Genomic DNA, 18,731 nt, shown 5'->3' with positions numbered 1-18,731 from the left:
CCTCGACTACGCAGACCTACACCTTCCACGCCGATGTCACGATCTTCGAGAAGGGGCTTGCCTCACGCTCCCAGCACTAAACGCAACGGCGTTGCCGTCCAGCTCGGCCACGAGACGCTTCGGGGCCACGATCCGGTAGCTCTCCTCCACCCAGTCGCGCAGCACGTCGATCTCGGGCATGTCATCGGTGAAGGGCACCGTGACCCAGCCCGCCTTGCCCAGGCCGTACCCGCTGGGAGCCGCGCCCGGCGCGCTCAGCGCGTGGCCGTGAGAGTCGCGCAGTTTAACGGTGAAGTTGGGGGTCCACTTCTCGGTCGGCTCCCCGTCGAGGCCGAGGAACACGAACACCTTCTTGTTGACCTTGACCACGGTTTCGCCCCAGGGGAAGTCCTCGTGGGCCTCGGGCAGGCCGAGGGCGAATTCGCGCAGCTGATCGCGGGTGCTCCGCCAGTTGCTCATGCCCTTCATTCTGTACGGCAGGGGCATAGCCTGGCATCATGCGCATGCCCGCCGATCGAGCACGGGATCGCTTCGCGGCCGCCCGCGTGGCGCGGCTCGCGACGGTGAACGCGCAGGGCGTGCCCCGCCTGGTGCCCGTCACGTTCGCCGTCGGCGGTGACACCGTGGTGACGGCCGTGGACCACAAGCCGAAGGAGAGCACGGACCTGCGCCGGCTCCGCGACATCTCCGAGAATCCGCAGGTCTGCCTTCTGGCCGATCACTACGAGGACGACTGGGAGCGGCTCTGGTGGGCCCGGGCCGACGGGTGGGCGCGGATCGCCGAGGCCGGCGGCGAGCGGGAGCGCGCGGTCGAGTGGCTCACGGAGAAGTACTCCCAGTATCGCGAGCGGCCCCCGGAGGGCCCGGCGATCCTCATCGAGGTCACCCGATGGTCCGGCTGGACCTATGCGGAAAGCCCCGAGTCTCACCTGGGACGGTAGGCGTACCAGGTGCGGGCGCCCCCGCCGGGCAGGGCCGGGCGCGCCGATCTGAAGCTCCCCCGCATGCGACTCACCTTACGAACGAGGAGGTCAGGCCGCCCTTAGTTTGGGGGTTAGCGCTGCGGTTACCTTCCGGTGGCCTGGCCGTACTTATCGGGACCCCGATAAGTTCTGCGACGCTGACAGGGTGGTATCGGACAAGCGAAACTCGCCGGGTGGCGACGGCGGCGAGCCGTACGGCAGGCCACTGCGCCATCGGGTCCTTGTGGCGATGGTGGGGGTGGCCACCCTGGCGGTCGCGCTGTTCGCGATCCCGCTCGCCGTATCGATGCAGCGGCGCTACCACGACGAGACCGCGGCGGCGCTCGGCCGGGACGCCACCTGGATCGCCGCCGTGGTCCCCGACGAGGTCGTGCGGAGCAGTGTGACGTCGACGTGGCTGCCCAAGGGATTGCCTTCGCGGCTCGTCGTGGGCTTCTACGCCGCCGACGGAGCGAAGATCTCCGGTGGCGGGCCCTCCCGGTCGGACGTCGCCGCCGACGCCCGGGACGGGCACGTCCACGAGGCCGTGGAGAACGGCTTCCTGGCCGTGGCGGCGCCCATCCCGTCCGACGAGAAGCTGACCGGCTCGGTCCGGGTGGCCACGCCGTACCAGGCGGTGCGTGACCGGGTGCACCGCGCGTGGCTCGCCATGGCGGGGCTCGCCGTGGTGGTGGTGGGGCTGGCGGCCGTCTTCGCGCTGCGCCAGTCGGCCAGGCTCGCCGCGCCCCTGGAGCATCTGACCACGTCCGCGCAGGCGCTGGGGTCCGGGGACTTCTCCATCCGCGCTCCCCGGTCGGACGTGCGGGAGGCCAACGCGGCGGGGCTCGCCCTGGAGGCGACCGCGCGGCGGCTCGGCGACATGCTCGACCGCGAGCGGGCGTTCAGCGCCGACGTGTCCCACCAGCTCCGCACGCAGCTCACCGGCATGCTGCTCGGCCTCGAATCCGCCCTCGGCCGGCCCGACGCGGATCTTCCCGGAGCGATCCGTACGGCTGTCGCACGCGGTGAGCGGCTGCAGACGATCATCGAGGATCTCGTGCGGCTGACCCGCGACAGCCGCACCAGCGGGGCCGAGCCCCTGGACGTGCGGGCACTGCTGGAGGAGATCACCGGCGACCGGCGGGCGACGCTGGCCGAGGACGGCCGCCGCCTGACGGTCAGCCTGCCCGAGGAGCCGCCCGAGGTCGAGGCGTCTCCGGCGGCGGTCCGGCAGATCCTCCACGTGCTGCTGGACAACGCGGCCATCCACGGGAAGGGCGAGATCATTGTGGATGTCTCCGACCTGGGAGACGGGGTGGCCATCGAGGTGACGGACCAGGGCGACGGCATCTCGGAGGGGGTCGACGTCTTCGCCCGCCGCTCCGGCGACGGCAAGGGGCACGGCATCGGCCTGGCCCTCGCGCGTTCACTGGCCGAGGCGGAGGGCGGCCGCCTCATCCTCCGCCGGCCCGCGCCTCCCGTGTTCAGCCTGCTGCTCCCGACGCGATGAGCGGGGGGTCGTCAGAGGTCGATCTCGTAGCGGTAGCCGAGCCCTCTGAGGGTGGTGATCCGGCGGGGGTCCTCGCCCTGCTCGGTCAGCTTGCGGCGCAGCGCGAAGACGTGCACGTCGAGGGTCTTGGTCGGGCCGAACCAGTTGACGTCCCAGACCTCCTCCATGAGCTGCTCGCGCGTCACGACCTCGCCCGCCCTGCTCACGAGCGCCGCGAGCAGGTCGAACTCCTTGGGCCTGAGAGCCAGCTCCGTCCCGGCGATGTAGACCCGGCGGGCGGGAAGGTCGAGCCGCAGCCGCCCGACCGACACGCTGCGCTCCTCCTGAGGGGCGGTCCGGCGGCGCAGATGGGCCCGCAGCCGGGCGAGAAGCTCGGTCAGCCGGAAGGGCTTGGTCAGGTAGTCGTCGGCCCCGGCGTCGAGCGCCACCACGACCTCGAACTCCTGCGTGCGCGCCGTCAGCACCACGATCACGGTGTACGGCAGGGCGCTCCGGAGCCGGCGGCAGACTGCCACGCCGTCCATGTCGGGGAGGCCGAGGTCAAGGAGCACCAGGTCGGGTGTGGCCTGCCGGGCCAGCTCCAGGGCGTCCGCGCCCGTGGTGGCCAGCGCCACGTCGTAGCCGTGGCCTGCCAGGGCCTCGGTCAGCTCCGAGCCGATCGCCGGATCGTCCTCCACGACCAGCACGTGCGTCATGGTGCCGATCGTAGGGGAGCCGTGGGTCACCCCTCCCGGAGCGGGTAGGGGCTCCTCCCGGCTGCGACATCCGCCACCATCCGCTCGGTGAGCTCCTGGACAGCCCTGTGAAGGCCGGGTCCGAAGCTCACCCTGGCCACTCCGAGCGCGGCCAGCTCCTGGAGGCTCGGCGTGCCCGGCCGGAAGAGCACGTTGATCGGGCCGCCCATCTCGCCGGCCAGCGTGCGGATCAGGCCGGCGTCCGTCACCCAGAGCGGGTAGACGCAGTCGGCCCCGGCCTCCAGGTAGCGACGGCCGCGCTCCAGCGCGTCGGCGACCCGTGCGCCGGGCGTGCCGTCGCCGTGGAGAAAGGTGTCGACGCGCGCGTTGATCACCAGGTCGACGCCCGCGCCGGTCGCCGCCGCCCGGACGGCGGCCAGGAAGCCGGCCTGCTCGTCCGGGTCGATCATCGAGCCGGTCCCGGGGTCAGAGTCCTCCAGGTTGCAGCCCACCGCGCCGGTCGCGGCGAGCCGTTCGACCAGTTCGGCGGGCTCCAGTCCATAGCCCCGCTCGATGTCCGCCGTGACGGGAACGCCGACGGCGCGGGTGATGCGGGCGATCGCGGCCAGCATCTCCTCCACGGGCGTCTCGTGCCCGTCCGCGTATCCCAGCACCCGGGCCACCGCGGCGCTGCCGGTGGCGACCACCGGGAACCCGGCCGCCTCGACGATCCGCGCGGACGCGGCGTCCCAGACGTTGGGCAGCACCAACGGGCTGCCCGGCACGTGCAGCGCCCGCAGTGCCGCCGCCCTGTCGTTGCCTGTCACGCTCATCGCGCTCCCGTCCCTCAGAGCCGTGCACCCGTGCACCCGGCGGTGACCGTCGTGGCCGTGATTCATACCCTACGGACGACGGCCTCCGGATAATCGTCCGGCACCTGGGGCTCCCGTCCGGGAATTACGCGGAGTCCCCTCAGGTTTTAGCGGGAAACGCGGCCTCGGCGTCGCGCTTCTCCCCGGCGTGCTCGAAGCTTGGGGGAGAGACTCGACGCCCGCAGGACTTCCCGACCATCCAGTCAGGAGAACACTCATGACGGCTAGTGATCAGGCAACGGCTGGGGTGGGCCACCGGCCCAAGGTGGACTTCTACTTCGACCCCGCCTGCCCGTTCGCGTGGATCACCTCACGCTGGATCCTCGAGGTGGAGCGGCAGCGGGACATCGACCTGCGGTTCCGGGTGATGAGCCTGTCCGTGCTCAACGAGAACAGGGAGAACCTCCCGGAGCAGTACCGCGACCTTCTGAGCCGGGCCTGGGGGCCGGTGCGCGTGTGCATCGCCGCCGCCCAGCAGCACGGCGAGGAGGTGCTCCGCGACCTCTACACCGCGCTCGGCACCCGGATCCACAACGGGGACAACAAGGACTACGCCGTCGTCGTCAAGGAGGCGCTGGCCGAGGTGGGCCTGCCCGCCGAGTTGGCCGACGCCGCCACGAGCACCGACTACGACGAGGCGCTGCGCAAGAGCCACCACGAGGGCATGGACCCGGTGGGCGAGGAGGTCGGCACGCCCACCATCCACATCGACGGTGTGGCGTTCTTCGGCCCGGTCCTGACCCGCATCCCCCGCGGGGAAGAGGCCCTGCGCGTCTTCGACGGCGCCCAGACGCTGGCGAGCTACCCCTACTTCTTCGAGCTGAAGCGCACCCGCACGGGCGAGCTCGACTTCACCTGAGCCCAGTCACGCGGGCCGTTTCCCGTGAAACGGCCCGCGTGTCCCTTCCGATGGCCGTCCGAAGATCTGTCCGAAGATCTGTGAGGTGTCTCATGGCCGGTCGCATTCTCCCCTTCGGGATGGCGCTTCCCGTCATCCAGGCGCCGATGGCCGGCGGCGGGTCCACTCCGGCCATGGCCGGGGCGGTGTCCCGGGCCGGTGGCCTGGGCTTCATCGCGGCCGGCTACCGCTCCGCGAAAGCCGTACGGGACGACATCGCGGCAGTCCGGGAGCAGACCGGCGAGCCGTTCGGTGTGAACGTCTTCGTCCCGCAACCCCAGGCTGCCGACAGGGCCGCCGTCGCGCGTTACCGGGAGGAGCTCGCGCCCGAGGCCGAGCGGTACGGCGTGGCGCTGCCGGAGAACCCAGCCTGGGACGACGACGAGTGGGCGGAGAAGGTGGACCTGCTCGTGGCGGAGCGGGTGCCGGTGTCCGGTTTCACCTTCGGCTGTCCGCCGCCCGAGGTGGTGACCCGCCTTCAGGAGGCGGGCAGCGTTGTGGTGATCACCGTGAGCTCCCCCGCGGAGGCCGTCGCCGCGGCCGAGGCCGGCGCGGACGCGCTGTCCGTCCAGGGCATCGGCGCGGGCGGCCACCAGACGACGTTCCTCCCTCCGCCGCCCTCCTGGGAGCCGCCCACCGACCTGGCCGAGCTGGTGGCCCAGGTGCGGCAGGTCGTCGATCTTCCACTGGCCGCCGCAGGCGGGATCATGGACGGGGCCGGCATCGCGGCCGTGCTCTCCGCCGGGGCCGTCGCCGCCCAGCTCGGCACGGCGTTCCTGCGCTGCCCCGAGAGCGGCGCGCACCCGGTCCACAAGGCGGCGCTCGTCGACCCCGGCTTCACCGAGACCGCGTTCACCCGGGCCTTCACGGGCCGTACGGCACGCGGGCTGGCCAACCGCTTCATGGCCGAGCACGAAGCCTCCGTGCCGCTCTGCTATCCGCAGGTCCATCACCTCACCAAGGGCCTGCGCCGGGCGGCCGCCGAGCAGGGCGACCCGCACGGGATGAACCTGTGGGCGGGCTGGAACTACCGGGGCATCCGCGACCTGCCCGCCGCCCGCCTGGTCGAGATCCTCATCCAGGAAACCGAAGCCGCCCTCGCCTGATTCTTTTCCTGCCTATCGCGACACCCGCCCAAGCCGATTAGAGCGGGAGGTTCGGGGGAGAAAACGCGTTATGGCAGGTGGTGGGTGGCTCTCCCGCTGGCCGGTGATCCGGCAGCTCAAGGGGGAGGACGGCAGGCGTGAGGCCGCGCGCTCGGCGCGGACCGACGCTCTGCGGCCCCGTGTCGAGGAGGCCGACAGCGTCGCACGGTCCGTCTGCCCCTACTGCGCGGTCGGCTGCGGCCAGCTCGTGTTCGTCAAGGACGGCAAGGTCAGCCAGATCGAGGGTGACCCCGACTCGCCGATCTCGCGGGGGCGGCTCTGCCCGAAGGGAGCGGCCAGCAAGCAGCTCGTCACCCATCCCGGCCGCCAGACGCGCGTCCTCTACCGCCGGCCGTACGGCACGGACTGGGAACGGCTCGACCTCGAGACCGCGATGGACATGATCGCCGACCGGGTCGTCCGTACCCGGCGGGAGACCTGGCAGCAGACGCACGACGGCAAGGAGGTGCGGCGGACGCTGGGCATCGCCAGCCTGGGCGGGGCGACGCTCGACAACGAAGAGAACTACCTGATGAAGAAGCTGTACACCGCCATCGGCGCGATCCAGGTCGAGAACCAGGCCCGTATTTGACACTCCTCCACCGTCCCCGGTCTGGGGACCAGCTTCGGGCGTGGCGGCGCGACGGGCTTCCAGCAGGATCTGGCGACCTCTGACTGCATCGTCATCCAGGGCTCCAACATGGCCGAATGCCATCCCGTGGGCTACCAGTGGGTGATGGAGGCCCGCGACCGGGGCGCGAAGGTCTTCCACATCGACCCGCATTTCACGCGCACGAGCGCGACCGTGGACCGCTACCTGCCGATCCGCGCCGGTACGGACATCGTCCTGCTGGGCGCGCTGATCAACCATGTCCTCGCCAACGAGCTGGACTTCCGTGAGTACGTGCTGGCCTACACGAACGCGGCCACGATCGTCTCGGAGCGATACCGGGACACCGAGGACCTGGACGGTCTGTTTTCCGGCTTCGACCCGGAGACGCGGAGGTACGACCCGTCGAGCTGGTCCTACGAGGGCGACGAGCCGAGGGAGGGCGAGCCGAAGGAGGGCGGCATGCGCCACGCCGAGGCAGCCGGGTCGGACTCCTACGGCGCCCGCGGGGCCGGCGCGTCCGCGCAGCCGCCCGCCGACCCGACGCTGCGCCACCCGCGCTGCGTCTACCAGATCCTGAAGCGGCACTTCGCGCGCTACACGCCCGAGCGGGTCGCCGAGCTGTGCGGAATCTCCGAGGAGGAGTTCGCCGAGCTGGCCGAGGCGATCGCCGCCAACTCGGGGCGCGAGCGGACGACAGCCTGGGTCTACTCGGTGGGCTGGACCCAGCACTCAGTCGGCGTGCAGTACATCCGGGCGGCCTCGATCCTGCAGCTCCTGCTGGGCAACATGGGGCGCCCCGGCGGCGGGATCATGGCGCTGCGCGGCCACGCCAGCATCCAGGGCTCCACGGACATCCCGACGCTGTTCAACCTGCTCCCCGGATACATCGCGATGCCCCACGCGCTCCGGCACGACGGCCTGGACCACTACCTGGAGCAGGAGGGCGCCGACACGGGCTACTGGGGCAACAGACGGTCCTACGTGGTCAGCCTGCTCAAGGCCTGGTGGGGCGACGCGGCCACCGAGGACAACGACTTCTGCTTCGGCTACCTACCCCGGCTCACCGGCGACCACAGCCACTACGCCACGGTGATGGGCCAGATCGACGGCACGGTCAAGGGCTACTTCGTGGTGGGCGAGAACCCGGCGGTCGGCTCGTCCAACGGCAAGGCGCAGCGCCTCGGCCTGGCCAACCTCGACTGGCTGGTCGTCCGCGACCTCACCCTGGTGGAGACGGCCACGTTCTGGAAGGACGCCCCCGAGCTCGAAACGGGCGAGCTGCGCACCGAGGACATCGGCACCGAGGTCTTCTTCATGCCCGCCGCGAGCCACGTGGAGAAGGAGGGCACCTTCACCAACACCCAGCGGCTGCTGCAGTGGCGGGAGAAGGCGCTCGACCCTCCGGGTGACTGCCGCAGCGACCTGTGGTTCTACCACCACCTCGGCAAGCGGATCAGGCAGCGGCTCGGAGGCGATGGGATCGACCGGCCGGTGATGGAGCTGACCTGGGACTATCCCGAAGAAGGAGAGCGCCGGGAGCCTTCGGCGGCGGCTGTGCTCCGGGAGATCAACGGCACCGGCCCCGACGGGTGCGCGCTCGCGTCCCTCCGGCAGCTCAAGCCCGACGGCTCGACACGCTGCGGCTGCTGGATCTACTGCGGGGTCTACGCCGACGAGGTCAACCAGGCGGCCCGGCGCAGGCCGGGGAGCGAGCAGTCCTGGGTCGCGCCGGAGTGGGGCTGGGCGTGGCCCGCCAACCGGCGCATCCTCTACAACCGCGCCTCGGCCGACCCGGACGGCCACCCGTGGAGCGACCGCAAGGCCTACGTCTGGTGGGACGCGGAGAAGGGCCTGTGGACCGGGCTTGACATTCCGGACTTCGATGAGCACATGCCGCCGGACTACCGGCCGCCCGAGGGGGCAAGGGCGGAGGCGGCGCTCGCCGGGACCGACCCGTTCATCATGCAGTCGGACGGCAAGGGCTGGTTGTTCGTCCCGTCCGGGCTGTCCGACGGGCCGCTCCCGGCGCACTACGAGCCGCACGAGTCGCCGGTCCCCAACACGCTGTACGGCCAGCGGGCCAACCCGGCACGACGGATCTTCGACCGCCCGGAGAACCCGTACAACCCTCCGATGTCGTCGCGGTTCCCGTACGTCTTCACGACCTACCGGCTCACCGAGCACCACACCGCCGGTGGGATGAGCCGGCCCCTGCCGTACCTCGCCGAGCTCCAGCCCGCGCCGTTCTGCGAGGTGTCGCCGCGGCTCGCCGCAGAGGTGGGCCTGGTCAACGGGGGCTGGGCGACGATCGTGACCACGCGGACGGCGATCGAGCTGCGCGTCCTGGTCACCGAGAGAGTCAGGCCGCTCCGGATCGCGGGCAAAGTCGTGCACCAGATCGGCGTGCCGTATCACTGGGGCTACGGCGGCGGGGGAATGGTGACCGGCGACGTGCCCAACGACCTGATGCCCATCGTGCTCGACCCGAACGTCTTCATCCAGGAGAGCAAGGCCGGCACGTGCGACATCCTGCCGGGCAGGCGGCCCCACGGCAGGGCGCTGCTCGACCTGATCGAGAGGTACCGCCATGGCTGAGCGGATGGGCTTCTTCACCGACACGAGCGTGTGCATCGGCTGCAAGGCCTGCGAGGTCGCCTGCAAGGAGTGGAACGACGTGCCCGACGACGGGTTCGTCTTCCGGGCGACCTCCTACGACAACACCGGAAGCCTCGGCGCGGACACCTGGCGGCACGTGGCCTTCATCGAGCAGGACGGCAAGTGGCTGATGTCGTCCGACGTGTGCAAGCACTGCACGCACGCCGCGTGCCTCGACGTGTGCCCGACCGGCGCGCTGTTCCGCACCGAGTTCGACACGGTCGTCGTCCAGCCGGACATCTGCAACGGCTGCGGCTACTGCGTCCCGGCCTGCCCGTACGGCGTCATCGACCGCAGGGAGCGCGACGGCCGGGCGTGGAAGTGCACGATGTGCTACGACCGCCTGCGCGGCGGGATGGAGCCCGCCTGCGCCAAGGCATGCCCGACCGACTCGATCCAGTTCGGCCCACTGGACGAGCTCCGGGAGCGGGCGGAGGCACGGGTCGAGCGGCTGCATGCGGACGGCGTGCCCGAGGCCCGGCTGTACGGCGAGAGCCCCGACGACGGCGTGGGGGGCAACGGCGCGTTCTTCCTGCTCCTCGACGAGCCCGAGACGTACGGCCTGCCGCCCGACCCGGTGGTCACCACCCGCGACCTGCCCGACATGTGGCGATGGGCGGGCGGCGCGGCGCTCACGCTGGCCGGTGCGGTGGCGGTGTCGTTCCTGAGGAGGCGGTGAGTCGTGGCCAGACGCCAGGACGAGATGGTGCCGGAGGCCGGGTTCCGGTCCTACTACGGGCAGCCGGTGATCAAGCCGCCGATCTGGCACGAGCCGCACATGCCGGCGTACCTCTACTTGGGCGGCCTGTCCGGCGCGGCGTCGGTGCTGGCCGCCACGGCCCGCATCTCCGGACACGAACGGCTGGGCGCCGCGTCCAGGATGGCGGCCTTCGTGGGAGCGAGCGCCGGTTCCGTCTTCCTGGTGACGGAGCTGGGCCGGCCCGAGCGGTTTCTGAACATGCTGCGGCTGCTCAAGTTCACCTCCCCGATGAGCGTCGGCTCGTGGACCCTGGCCGCTCACGGCGGGCTGACGGCGATCGCCGCCGCCCCGGTGGTGAGCCGCATCCTGCCCGGCTCCCTGGGCGGTCGCTTCCTGCCGTTCGTCGGCGATGTCTCCGCCCTGGCGAGCGCGGTGACCGGCCCGATCATGGCCACCTACACCGCTGTGCTGCTCGCCGACACCGCCGTGCCCGCGTGGCACGAGGCCTACCGCGAGCTGCCGTTCCTGTTCGCCGGGAGCGCCCTCGCGAGCGCGGGCGCGGTCGGCATGCTGAGCACTCCGCGGACCGAGGCCGCCCCCGCCCGCGTGTCCGCCGCGCTGGGAGCCGTCATGGAGACGGCCGCGGGCGTGGTGATGGAACGCCGCCTCGGCCTGGAGGGCGAGCCGTACCGGCGGGGCAAGGCGGGCCTCCTCATGAAGACCTCCCGGGTCCTCACCCTGGGAGGCGGCCTGCTCGCGCCGGTCGCCGGTCGCAGCCGCGCGCTCACCGCGCTGTCCGGGCTCGCCATCACGGCGGGCGCCCTCTGCACCCGCTTCGGCCTCCTGGAGGCGGGCCGCGCCTCGGCCGCCGACCCTCGATACACGGTCGTCCCACAGCGAGAACGAGCCGAAGCCAGAAGGCTCGCCGTCGTCTCCGACCCCAAGAGTCCCTGACCGCAGGCCTGTGTCATTGCAGACGCAGGGTTGTGGCTTGCCGGGGGATCAGCTCGCCGATGATGGGAGCGCCAGGGATCTCGCCGGCGACGAGCAGGCCGCCGGAGGTCTGGGCGTCGGCGAGCAGCAGCAGATCGTCCTCGCCGAACCGCCCAGCGTCGAGGTGTGGCTCCACCCACGCCAGGTTGCGCCGGGTGCCGCCGCTGACGTAGCCGTCCCGCAGCGCTTCAGGGGCGCCCTCCAGGTACGGCACGGCGGCCACGTCGACCAACGCCGTGACGCCGCTCGCCCGGGCGAGCTTGAAGAGGTGCCCGAGCAGGCCGAACCCGGTCACGTCGGTGGCGCACCGGACTCCCGCCGCCAGAGCGGCTCGCGACGCGTCGCCGTTGAGCGTGGTCATCGCCGCGATGGCCTGAGGGAACACCTCGCCAGTGGCCTTGTGCCGGGTGTTGAGCACGCCGATGCCGAGGGGCTTGGTCAGGGAGATCGGCAGCCCGGGCCGCCCCGCGTCGATGCGCAGCAGCCGTCCGGGGTCGGCCAGGCCGGTCACCGCCATGCCGTACTTGGGCTCGGGGTCGTCCACGCTGTGGCCCCCCGCGACGTGGCACCGGGCGGTCCTCGCGACGTCGAGGCCGCCGCGCAGCACCTCCGTGACCAGCTCCATCGGCAGCGTGTCGCGTGGCCAGCCGAGCAGGTTCACCGCGACCAGCGGCTCGCCGCCCACCGCGTACACGTCGGACAGCGCGTTGGTCGCGGCGATTCGCCCCCAGTCGTACGGGTCGTCCACGACGGGGGTGAAGAAGTCGGCCGTGGCCACGACCGCCCGGCCGCCGTCGATACGAACCACGGCCGCGTCATCCCCGTCGTCCAGCCCGATGAGCAACTGGGGAGGCGCCGCGCCGCCGTCGAGGAGGCCTGCGACGATGGCCTCCAGCTCGCCCGGCGGGATCTTGCACGCACAGCCGCCGCCGTGGGCGTACTGCGTCAGCCGGATCGTGGCCGGCTCCCTCGTGGTTCCCGTCATCCCGCCCTCGCGTTCTTGGCCAGGTTCTTGGAAATCGATCACACGCCGCCGTCCAGGCGTGCGGCAGGAGCCGTACCCACTTCAGGCTAGGTTTTTCTTGGAGGCGTTTGGGCGCCTGGTGGCCCCCGCGGTCTTCAAAACCGACGAGGCCGAGGTACTCGGCCTGGCGGGTTCGATTCCCGTCCGCCTCCGCTTATTACGGCTCCTGATAGAGAAGGGGCAGTTCGACACCCGTGGCGATACGAAGGGCACGCATGTCGCGATGGTCCTTCTCTGATGGCTCGTAACCGACATGACAGCGGACCTGGGTCAAGGCGTCGACGCAGGAGACAACGCGGCCGCCAAGCACACCCTGTACAGGAGCGGGATAGTGGAAGGAACTGCCGTCCGGCTGCGCCTGCGTTCCGCCGCCCTCAGCGGACGGCGTAATCGGATGGAGATCGATCTCTCGACCCTGAATGTCCGCCAAAGCAAGCGCGACAGGCAACCAATTCCGGAGGAGCTTGTTGTAGCCCATGTTTTCCAGGACCGACCTCACCGCGTCTACCTGTGATAGCAAAATGACCAAATCCAGATCTGAGTGTTCCCGTGTCGTCCTGCCTACAAGGGCATCGATCCCCCAGCCGCCGTCCACCCAGGCCGTTAGACCGGCATTGTCCAACGCATCAAGGACGACGAATACGTCTGTTTCCTTCATCAACGCCTCTCGATCACGGCGACCTGCTCGGCAGCGGGCATGGCATCGAACGCCACGTCATCAAATCGGAATCGGCGGCCTGTGTCACGGGTCGCCGCGTGACCCTCGGTTATAAGTTGAAGTGTGGACCGACGGAGGCGGGTGCCGCGCACTGACGCCGTGCTGGCCGATCCCCGCCTCGCCGCGACGGCGGAGCGGCTCGGCCGGGCCGTGGTAAAGGACGCGGTAGCGGCGGCGCAGCAGCGGGCACGGCAAGGCGAGATCGAGCCGGAGGACGTCGCCGACGTGGCCTTCGCGGCTCTTCCCCGGCATGCGGCGAGCATCCGTCCTGTGATCAACATGACCGGCGTGCTGCTCCACACCAACCTCGGCCGGGCGCCCCTGTCATCGGCCGCGATCGAGGCGGTCGCCGCCGCCGCTGGTCCGGCCGACGTGGAGTTCGACCTGGTCACGGGTGCACGGGCCCGTCGCGGGCGGAGCGCCATGGACGCTCTCGCGCGGGCCGTTCCCGCCGCCGAGGACGTGCACGTCGTGAACAACAACGCCGCCGCGCTCGTGCTCGTGGCCACCGCGCTGGCGGCCGGGCGGGAGATCGTCATCAGCCGGGGTGAGCTCGTGGAGATCGGGGACGGGTTCCGGATCCCCGATCTGCTGGTCTCCACGGGAGCCCGGTTGCGTGAGGTGGGCACCACCAACCGCACCACGTATGCCGATTACCGTGCGGCTGTGGGCCCGGAGACCGGGTTCGTGCTCAAGGTCCACCCGTCGAACTTTCGAGTCGAGGGCTTCACCGGCTCGGTAAACGTCGCGGAGCTGACGGGGCTGGGCGGCCTCGGCGTGCCGGTCGTCGCCGACATCGGCTCGGGGCTCCTGGAGCGGGAGCCCCTGCTGCCCGGGGAGCCCGACGCCGCGACCACGCTGAAGGCCGGAGCCGATCTGGTCACCGCGAGTGGCGACAAGCTCCTCGGCGGGCCCCAAGCCGGCTTGCTGCTCGGCCGTCGCGACCTGGTCGAGCGGTGCCGGCGGCATCCCCTCGCCCGCGCGCTCCGGGTCGGCAAGCTGACGCTGGCGGCTCTCGAAGCCACCCTGCGCGGCCCCGCCACCCCGGTTCACCAGGCGTTGCACGCCGCTCCCGCGTCGCTGCGCGACCGCGCCGAGGCCCTGGCCGTACGGCTGGCCGGGGCCGGCATCGAGGCGCGAGCCGTACCGGCCAAGGCCACTGTGGGCGGCGGCGGAGCACCCGGGGTGACGCTGCCCAGCGCGGCGGTGAGCTTGCCCGAACGGCTTGCCGTACCACTCCGAACCGGGGATCCCTCGGTGGTTGGCCGGGTCGAAGGCGGGCGGCTTCTGCTCGACCTGCGTGCCGTGCCGCCGGAGCGCGACGGCGACGTGGTGAAGGCCGTCCTCGCGGCTGTCCTCGGGGTGGGTCCCTGATGCAGGTCGTCGCGACGGCGGGCCACGTCGACCACGGCAAGTCCACCCTCGTGCGGGCGCTCACCGGCATGGAGCCGGACCGGCTGGAGGAGGAGCGGCGGCGTGGGCTGACGATCGAGCTCGGCTACGCCTGGACGGCCCTGTCCTCCGGCGAACGGGTGGCCTTCGTCGACGTTCCGGGGCACGAGCGGTTCCTCGGCACGATGCTCGCCGGGGTCGGTCCCGTGCCCGCCGTCATGTTCGTCGTGGCCGCCGACGAGGGCTGGATGCCCCAGTCCGAGGAGCACCTGGTCGCTCTGGAGACCCTCGGCGTACGGCTGGGCCTGCTGGTGGTGACCCGTGCCGACCTGGCCGACCCCGCGCCGGCGATGAACCAGGCGCGCGCCCGCCTCGCCGAGAGCGGTCTCGGCCAGGCGGAGGCGCTGGCGGTGAGCGGGCGAACCGGTCAGGGGCTCGGCGAGCTGCGGGAGGCGCTGGACCGGCTGGTCGCCGCCCTTCCGGCGCCCGATCCCGAGGCGCCGGTGCGGCTCTGGATCGACCGGGTGTTCAGCGTCCACGGCAGCGGGACGGTGGTCACCGGGACGCTCCCCGCCGGCCGGATCGAGGTCGGCGACGAGCTCGCGCTGGACGGCGAGCCGATGCGCGTCCGGGCGATGGAGTCCCTGAAGGAGCCGGTGACCTCCGTGACCGGTGCGGTGAGGGTGGCCCTCAACCTGCGCGGCCGGGTGGCGCCCGAGCGCGGCCACGCCCTGGTCACGCCGGGCGGCTGGACCTTCACCGACCTGGTGGACGTGCGGCTCACCCCGGCGCGGGACGCGGACGGCTCTGTGCCCCAGCGGCTGACCGTGCACATCGGGTCGGCGTCGGTGGGGTGCGCGGTCCGTCCACTGGGCGGCGACGTGGCGCGGCTGCGCCTGGCCCGGCCGCTTCCGCTGCACCTGGGAGACGTGCTCCTGCTACGCGACCCCGGCCGTGACCCCCGCCGCCATGACCTTGGACACGCGACACGGGTGCTTGCCGGGGCGAGCGTTCTCGACATGCGGCCGCCCGAGCTGCGCCGGAGGGGAGCGGCGCGGGAGCGGGCCGCCGCGTTGGAGACGGCCGCGCCGGATGCCGCGTCCCTGCTACGCGCTCACCGGCTGCTGCGGGCCGAGGAACTGGCGGCCATGGGCTGCGGCGTCCCCTTGGGCCGTCCGGTGTGTGCTGACTGGCATGCCGACCCCGCCTACTGGTCGAGCCTGGGAGAGCGGCTTCCCGAGGTCGTGCGACGATACGCCGCCGAACACCCCTTGGAGCCGGGGATGCCGCTGGAGATCGCCCGGCACGAGCTGGACCTCCCCGACCGGCGGCTCGTCACGGCGCTCGTGCGCCCCCCGTTGACCGTCGCCGACGGCCGGATCGTCAGCGGGCCGTCCGATCTGCCGCCCCCGGTCGCGCGTGCGGTCCAGCGGCTCGCGCCGGAGCTGTCCGCCCATCCCTTCCTCGCGCCGGAGGCCGTACGGCTGGCAGAGCTGGGGCTTGGACCTCGCGAGCTGGCGGCAGCCGTACGGGCCGGGGCCCTGCTGCGCATAGCCGACGGGATCGTGCTGCTGCCGGGGGCGGATGTCCGGGCGGCGGCGTTGCTGGCCCGGCTGCCCCAGCCGTTCACGGTCAGTGAGGCCAGAACCGCCCTGAAGACGAGCCGCAGGGTCGCGGTGCCCCTGCTGGAGCACCTCGACCGCAAGGGGATCACCGAGCGGGTCGACGACGCCCACCGCAGATGCCGGAGCCTTTCACCTGGTCAGACCGGGTATATGGTCGGTTGAGAGCCATCGTCGCCGGGGGTCGCGATGGCGGCCTGCCGCGTGCTCGCAAGGAGGCGCCGTCATGCCGGGCAACAAGGCTGTCGTCTATCAGGGGCCGGGAAAAGTCGAGGTCGCCGACACCGACTATCCCGAGTTCGAGCTGAAGGAAGGGCCGGGCGTGCCCCCGGCCAACGTGGGCCGCAAGGTCAGGCACGGCGCGATCGTCAAGCCCATCGCGACCAACATCTGCGGCAGTGACCAGCACATGGTGCGCGGCCGTACCACCGCGCCTCCCGGTCTCGTCCTCGGCCACGAGATCACCGGTGAGGTCGTGGATATCGGCCCCGATGTGGAGATCATCAAGGTCGGTGACCTGGTGTCCGTGCCGTTCAACATCGCCTGCGGGCGCTGCCGCAACTGCAAGGAGGGCAACACCCACATCTGCGAGCACGTCAACCCGCAGCAGCCCGGCGGGGCGTACGGGTACGTGGACATGGGCGGGTGGCCCGGAGGCCAGGCGGAGTACGTGCTCACGCCCTACGCCGACTGGAACCTGCTCAGGTTCCCCGACAGGGACCAGGCGATGGAGAAGATCCTCGACCTGGCCATGCTCGCGGACATCTTCCCGACCGGTTACCACGGGTGCGTCACGGCGGGGGTGACGACGGGTTCGACCGTCTACATCGCCGGCGCGGGGCCCGTGGGGCTGGCGGCGGCCGCCTCTGCCCTGCTCCTGGGCGCCGCCGTCGTGATCGTCGGTGACCTGAACGAGCAACGCCTCGCCCAGGCCCGGAGCTTCGGCTGCGAGACCGTAAACGTGGCGGAGGGGCACCCGAGAGACCAGATCGAGCAGATCCTCGGCATTCCCGAGGTCGACTGCGGGGTGGACGCGGTCGGCTTCGAGGCCCGCGGCCATGGGGCCGACGCGCAGCGGGAACGGCCCGCCACCGTGCTGAACTCGCTGATGGAGACCACCCGGGCGGGCGGCAGGCTGGGCATCCCCGGCCTCTACGTCACCGGTGACCCGGGGGCCGCGGACGAGGCCGCCAAGCAGGGGTCGCTGTCGATCAGGCTGGGCCTCGGCTGGGCGAAGGCGCACTCGTTCTTCACCGGACAGTGTCCCGTCATGCGCTACAACCGCAGGCTGATGATGGCGATCCTGACCGACCGCGTGCACATCGCCGAGGCGGTCAACGCCACCACCATGCCGCTCGACCAGGCGCCCAGGGGCTACGAGGAGTTCGACAAGGGGGCCGCGCGCAAGTACGTCCTCGACCCCCACGGGGCGCTTGCCACCTGACTCCCCTCGACGGTGTCAGGCGACGGCGTCAGGTGATGAGCGGCACGTCGCCGAAGATCGGCGCGGGATAGCCCCGCACCGAGGGGGCATGCTTCCACGGCTCATGGACGGCCGGTGCGGGAAGGTCCGCCAGCTCCGGGACGTACCGCCGGACGTACACGCCGTCCGGGTCGAGCTTCCTGGCCTGGCGGATGGGGTTGAGCACGCGATTCGGCCGGGTGTCGTTGCCGGTGCCGGCCACCCACTGCCAGTTGCCGGAGTTGTTCGGGATGTCGGCGTCGAGGAGCAGGTCGTCGAAGTGGTCCAGGCCCACCCGCCAATGGATCTTGAGCCGTTTTGTCAGGTAGGACCCGACGATCAGCCGCAGGCGGTTGTGCATCCAGCCCTCCGCGCGGAGCTGGCGCATCCCGGCGTCCACGATGGGGACGCCCGTCATGCCCTCCCGCCAGGCTTCGGCGCTCGGCTCGTCGTCCTTCCAGTCCACGTCACGAGGCCGGTAGTCGCGCCTCGGCAACTCGGGGAACGCGTACGCGACCTGGTAGTAGAAGTCCCGCCAGCAGAGCTGCCTGACGTACGCCTCGGCTCCGGGCAGGCGGGCGGCCCGCGCGACCACCTCCGACGGCGACACGCATCCGAACCGCAGGTAGGCGCTCAGGAGCGACGTGCGGTCCGCCACGCGGTCGCGGCCGTCGCCGTAGTCGGCCAGCCCGCGCTCCAGCCACTCGGCGAGACGTCGCCGCCCTGCCGTCTCGCCGCCCCTGAGCAGGCCGTACGGCTCCCGCGGCACGCTGGGAAGCGGGCCGGGGTCGACGCCGGCGGGGAGCCGGACCTTCGCGGGCGGGTCGAGCACCGGCCGCTTGCGCGCCTCGGACCAGACCCGCCAGTAGGGGGTGAAGACCCGGTAGTGGGTGCCTCCGGCGGGTAGCAGTCCGGTCGGCGGCATCACCGTCACACCGGGGAACAGCCGGAAGTCCAGCCGGTGGGCCGCACACGCCTCCGCGAGCCGCCGCTCGCGCCGCCGGGCGAACGCGCTGACGTCTCCGCTCGCCCAGATCCCGGACGCGGAGACCTCACCCGCGAGCTTGATCGCCTCGGCCACCGGGTCGCCCCGCCGTACGACCAGGTCTCCGCCGCGCTGGAGCAGCGCGGAGCGGAGGTCGTGCAGGGCCTCGTGGAGGAAGTCCGCGCGATGCCGGGGCCGGATGGCGGGGTCGATGACGAACAGCGGCACGACCTGCCGGGCCTGTTCGCAGGCCTCCGCGAGCGCCGGGTGATCGTGCACCCGGAGGTCTCTGGTGAACAGCACGATGACCGTTTCCACATCTTGCTTGTTCGTGGGGAGGCCGCCGGACGGTTGCGGGGCGGTCCTCTCCGGGCCACCGCCCCTTCTATGCGCACGACGCCCGGGCAGTCGGCGCGGCAGGCGTCTGGAGTTCATCGAACGGGATCACGAGGTGTCGCCGTTCGCATCCCGGTAATCCTCCAGAAAGGGTGTGGAAATGCTCCGGA

General features: G+C 71.6%; 16 protein-coding genes and 1 tRNA gene. 11 read left to right on the top strand and 6 right to left on the bottom strand.

What is annotated here, in order from left to right; genetic code table 11:
* Nucleotides 1-36: 36 nt before the first annotated feature.
* Entirely contained in the window at nt 37-459 is a 423-nt protein-coding gene (locus ABH927_RS18040; protein WP_370022947.1) for an MmcQ/YjbR family DNA-binding protein, read from the bottom strand.
* A 38-nt stretch (nt 460-497) separates the two neighbouring features.
* Here ABH927_RS18040 and ABH927_RS18035 point away from each other — a divergent pair, with 38 nt between their 5' ends.
* Both ABH927_RS18035 and ABH927_RS18030 read left to right on the top strand, forming a co-directional pair.
* A complete protein-coding gene (locus tag ABH927_RS18035; RefSeq protein WP_370022945.1) occupies nt 498-941 on the top strand; it encodes a TIGR03668 family PPOX class F420-dependent oxidoreductase in 444 nt (147 codons plus the stop codon).
* A gap of 187 nt (nt 942-1,128) precedes the next feature.
* Nucleotides 1,129-2,472, top strand: a complete 1,344-nt coding sequence (locus tag ABH927_RS18030; protein WP_370022943.1) for a sensor histidine kinase — start codon at nt 1,129-1,131, stop codon at nt 2,470-2,472.
* Nucleotides 2,473-2,483: 11 nt separating this feature from the next.
* On the opposite strand, the gene ABH927_RS18025 is transcribed toward ABH927_RS18030, so the two are convergent.
* Together ABH927_RS18025 and ABH927_RS18020 are read right to left on the bottom strand one after the other, a co-directional pair.
* Nucleotides 2,484-3,167: a response regulator transcription factor gene (locus ABH927_RS18025; protein WP_370022941.1), complete on the bottom strand. Its 684-nt coding sequence runs from the start codon at nt 3,165-3,167 to the stop codon at nt 2,484-2,486.
* Between the two features lie 26 nt (nt 3,168-3,193).
* Nucleotides 3,194-3,979, bottom strand: a complete 786-nt coding sequence (locus tag ABH927_RS18020) for an isocitrate lyase/phosphoenolpyruvate mutase family protein (protein ID WP_370022939.1) — start codon at nt 3,977-3,979, stop codon at nt 3,194-3,196.
* Between the two features lie 256 nt (nt 3,980-4,235).
* On the opposite strand from ABH927_RS18020, the gene ABH927_RS18015 reads away from it, so the two are divergent.
* The 5 genes from ABH927_RS18015 (at nt 4,236) to nrfD (ending at nt 10,983) form a co-directional block, all read left to right on the top strand.
* Nucleotides 4,236-4,877, top strand: a complete 642-nt coding sequence (locus tag ABH927_RS18015; RefSeq protein WP_370022937.1) for a DsbA family protein — start codon at nt 4,236-4,238, stop codon at nt 4,875-4,877.
* A 92-nt stretch (nt 4,878-4,969) separates the two neighbouring features.
* The gene (locus tag ABH927_RS18010; RefSeq protein WP_370022935.1) at nt 4,970-6,022 is read left to right on the top strand and encodes a nitronate monooxygenase; all 1,053 of its coding nucleotides are present in this window, start codon (nt 4,970-4,972) and stop codon (nt 6,020-6,022) included.
* 70 nt (nt 6,023-6,092) lie between these two features.
* Nucleotides 6,093-9,269 (top strand): formate dehydrogenase, encoded by a 3,177-nt coding sequence (gene fdh, locus ABH927_RS18005; RefSeq protein ID WP_370022933.1) that lies wholly within the window; start codon nt 6,093-6,095, stop codon nt 9,267-9,269.
* Nucleotides 9,262-10,008, top strand: coding sequence for a 4Fe-4S dicluster domain-containing protein (locus ABH927_RS18000; RefSeq protein ID WP_370022931.1), 747 nt, complete (start codon nt 9,262-9,264; stop codon nt 10,006-10,008). Before fdh ends, ABH927_RS18000 begins: the two co-directional genes overlap by 8 nt.
* Before the next feature lie 3 nt (nt 10,009-10,011).
* Complete coding sequence (nrfD, locus tag ABH927_RS17995) at nt 10,012-10,983, top strand: NrfD/PsrC family molybdoenzyme membrane anchor subunit (protein WP_370022929.1); 972 nt, start codon at nt 10,012-10,014, stop codon at nt 10,981-10,983.
* A gap of 13 nt (nt 10,984-10,996) precedes the next feature.
* Here the strand turns inward: nrfD and selD are convergent, their stop codons facing one another.
* Complete coding sequence (selD, locus tag ABH927_RS17990) at nt 10,997-12,007, bottom strand: selenide, water dikinase SelD (RefSeq protein WP_370022927.1); 1,011 nt, start codon at nt 12,005-12,007, stop codon at nt 10,997-10,999.
* Nucleotides 12,008-12,106: 99 nt separating this feature from the next.
* Here selD and ABH927_RS17985 point away from each other — a divergent pair.
* Nucleotides 12,107-12,200, top strand: a tRNA-Sec gene (locus ABH927_RS17985).
* Between the two features lie 3 nt (nt 12,201-12,203).
* On the opposite strand, the gene ABH927_RS17980 is transcribed toward ABH927_RS17985, so the two are convergent.
* A complete protein-coding gene (locus ABH927_RS17980; protein WP_370022925.1) occupies nt 12,204-12,704 on the bottom strand; it encodes a nucleotidyltransferase domain-containing protein in 501 nt (166 codons plus the stop codon).
* Between the two features lie 141 nt (nt 12,705-12,845).
* Between ABH927_RS17980 and selA the strand changes: the two genes are divergently transcribed.
* The 3 genes from selA to fdhA all read left to right on the top strand — a co-directional run bounded on the left by selA (nt 12,846) and on the right by fdhA (nt 17,222).
* Nucleotides 12,846-14,138, top strand: coding sequence for an L-seryl-tRNA(Sec) selenium transferase (gene selA, locus ABH927_RS17975; RefSeq protein ID WP_370022923.1), 1,293 nt, complete (start codon nt 12,846-12,848; stop codon nt 14,136-14,138).
* On the top strand, nt 14,138-15,943 hold the full coding sequence (gene selB / locus ABH927_RS17970; protein WP_370022921.1) for a selenocysteine-specific translation elongation factor: 1,806 nt from the start codon (nt 14,138-14,140) through the stop codon (nt 15,941-15,943). Before selA ends, selB begins: the two co-directional genes overlap by 1 nt.
* Before the next feature lie 61 nt (nt 15,944-16,004).
* Complete coding sequence (gene fdhA, locus ABH927_RS17965; protein ID WP_370022919.1) at nt 16,005-17,222, top strand: formaldehyde dehydrogenase, glutathione-independent; 1,218 nt, start codon at nt 16,005-16,007, stop codon at nt 17,220-17,222.
* A gap of 28 nt (nt 17,223-17,250) precedes the next feature.
* Here the strand turns inward: fdhA and ABH927_RS17960 are convergent, their stop codons facing one another.
* Complete coding sequence (locus ABH927_RS17960; protein WP_370022917.1) at nt 17,251-18,543, bottom strand: deoxyribodipyrimidine photo-lyase; 1,293 nt, start codon at nt 18,541-18,543, stop codon at nt 17,251-17,253.
* Nucleotides 18,544-18,731: the final 188 nt, after the last annotated feature.

This window comes from Planotetraspora sp. GP83 (genome assembly GCF_041262585.1).
Classification (GTDB): domain Bacteria; phylum Actinomycetota; class Actinomycetes; order Streptosporangiales; family Streptosporangiaceae; genus JAOEGB01.
This window is presented reverse-complemented; position numbering and strand designations above follow the sequence as displayed.

Bases quoted from the DNA above. Each gene is read 5' to 3' on its own strand.
- ABH927_RS17980 (WP_370022925.1), bottom strand. From the start codon at position 12,704: ATGAAGGAAACAGACGTATTCGTCGTCCTTGATGCGTTGGACAATGCC.
- ABH927_RS18010 (WP_370022935.1), top strand. From the start codon at position 4,970: ATGGCCGGTCGCATTCTCCCCTTCGGGATGGCGCTTCCCGTCATCCAG.
- ABH927_RS18015 (WP_370022937.1), top strand. From the start codon at position 4,236: ATGACGGCTAGTGATCAGGCAACGGCTGGGGTGGGCCACCGGCCCAAG.
- fdhA (WP_370022919.1), top strand. From the start codon at position 16,005: ATGCCGGGCAACAAGGCTGTCGTCTATCAGGGGCCGGGAAAAGTCGAG.
- selD (WP_370022927.1), bottom strand. From the start codon at position 12,007: ATGACGGGAACCACGAGGGAGCCGGCCACGATCCGGCTGACGCAGTAC.
- selB (WP_370022921.1), top strand. From the start codon at position 14,138: ATGCAGGTCGTCGCGACGGCGGGCCACGTCGACCACGGCAAGTCCACC.
- ABH927_RS18025 (WP_370022941.1), bottom strand. From the start codon at position 3,167: ATGACGCACGTGCTGGTCGTGGAGGACGATCCGGCGATCGGCTCGGAG.
- ABH927_RS18035 (WP_370022945.1), top strand. From the start codon at position 498: ATGCGCATGCCCGCCGATCGAGCACGGGATCGCTTCGCGGCCGCCCGC.
- ABH927_RS18020 (WP_370022939.1), bottom strand. From the start codon at position 3,979: ATGAGCGTGACAGGCAACGACAGGGCGGCGGCACTGCGGGCGCTGCAC.
- ABH927_RS18000 (WP_370022931.1), top strand. From the start codon at position 9,262: ATGGCTGAGCGGATGGGCTTCTTCACCGACACGAGCGTGTGCATCGGC.
- ABH927_RS18040 (WP_370022947.1), bottom strand. From the start codon at position 459: ATGAGCAACTGGCGGAGCACCCGCGATCAGCTGCGCGAATTCGCCCTC.